The organism is Candidatus Obscuribacterales bacterium (assembly GCA_036703605.1).
Taxonomy (GTDB): domain Bacteria; phylum Cyanobacteriota; class Cyanobacteriia; order RECH01; family RECH01; genus RECH01.
This window is the reverse complement of sequence record DATNRH010000422.1, coordinates 1-1,310: the sequence shown is the minus strand read 5'-3', so window position 1 is coordinate 1,310 and position 1,310 is coordinate 1. Positions and strand designations below refer to the sequence as shown.

Here is a 1,310-nt window from a genome sequence, read left to right as displayed (position 1 = left end):
TTTCTAGTGCTGCCCGCTGCGCTGCGCTTGGCTTGCCTTTGATAATGTAATCTGTGTACATTATCTGGGCCCCCATTCCAGCTTTTGCACGCTCATCCAGTAGCTGTGTCTGCATAGCGTCTTCTGCGCCTCCCTTCCAATCCCAGTACTGGGCTAGTTCGGGGTGCTGGATACGATACCGTCTTCGTGCGGATTTATCTTCCGGATCTATCTGGAAGTATCCGGATTCCACATCGAAGATGCCGGGCCACCTTGCGTTTGCTTGCTCACGCACAAGGGCTTTGGTAGCACTGTCTATATCTGAAGGCTCAGCGTAGTATTTGATGAGCAGGTCATTCTCAACCATCTCTGTGTCGCGCCAATTCCAGGCATCGAACAGGCCCACCTTGCGGGCGTAGTCGTTGGCAGCTTCTTCATTGCCGGCATTACGCATCGCCCAGTATACCTTGCCTTGCTCTTCAGCTTTCGGGAACTTTTCATTGTACTCTGCCCACAGCTTTTCGTTATCGGTCTTGGCCTGTAGCCATTCCTTACCGGTAGCTATGTCGGGGTACTTTAATAGTTCCGCAATTCTCAGGGTGCCTTTCACAAACTGGTCATAGTCGTCCGGTTCCCATTCAACTATCCCACCATCCGGCAGGTTCCAGTCAAAGCCCTCCCTGATGTACTTGTCTAGCCCTACCTGGTCAAACATATCCTGCGCTGCCTGTGTCGTACCCGGGGGTAGGCGTCCCTGTAGCCCCTTGTACAACATTGCGATGCGATTGGCCTCGTTAGGCTTCGACATCCAATACGTAGACAGCCAAGGCTTTTCAATCAAGAGTCCTTTTCGTGCTAACTTATTCTCAGGGTCTATCTTAAAGAATGTAGATGCATCATCGAAAAGTTCTCTCTCCCAATCACTCATAGTTCCCAGTTTAATGCCGAACAAGAACGAGCCAAGTACGGGTATTTGTCGTTGAGAGAGAACTTCGTTCAGTCCGCGCCCGTAAGCGTCGCCAAACCTTGTGGCACCACCTAAGAACGCTTCCTCCGGCCTTATGCCGGTCTCTGCACCGTACTTCTGAAGCCAGGCCAATCGCTTGGTGGCCTTCGCCTGTTCCCACTGGTCACCTCCGGTCCAGGGTATACGCTCTCCCGTCTTGGGATCACGTAACCACAACCAGGGTTCCAACACTGTGCCGGTTGTAGCGGCAAGTGCACGAGTGATTGGAGCTAGGTAGCCTAGACTCCTGGCACCATCGGCGTCGCCGTGTAGAAACGCACGTTCGGCGGCGTAAACCATTCCGAACAGCGGGTGTGGCGCGACT

1 protein-coding gene is annotated in these 1,310 nt (G+C 53.2%); it reads right to left on the bottom strand.

Annotated features, from left to right (window positions below; genetic code table 11):
- The coding region (locus V6D20_08705) for a hypothetical protein (GenBank protein HEY9815861.1) at window positions 1–1,285 on the bottom strand (1,285 nt) is incomplete at its 3' end.
- Window positions 1,286–1,310 lie beyond the last annotated feature (25 nt).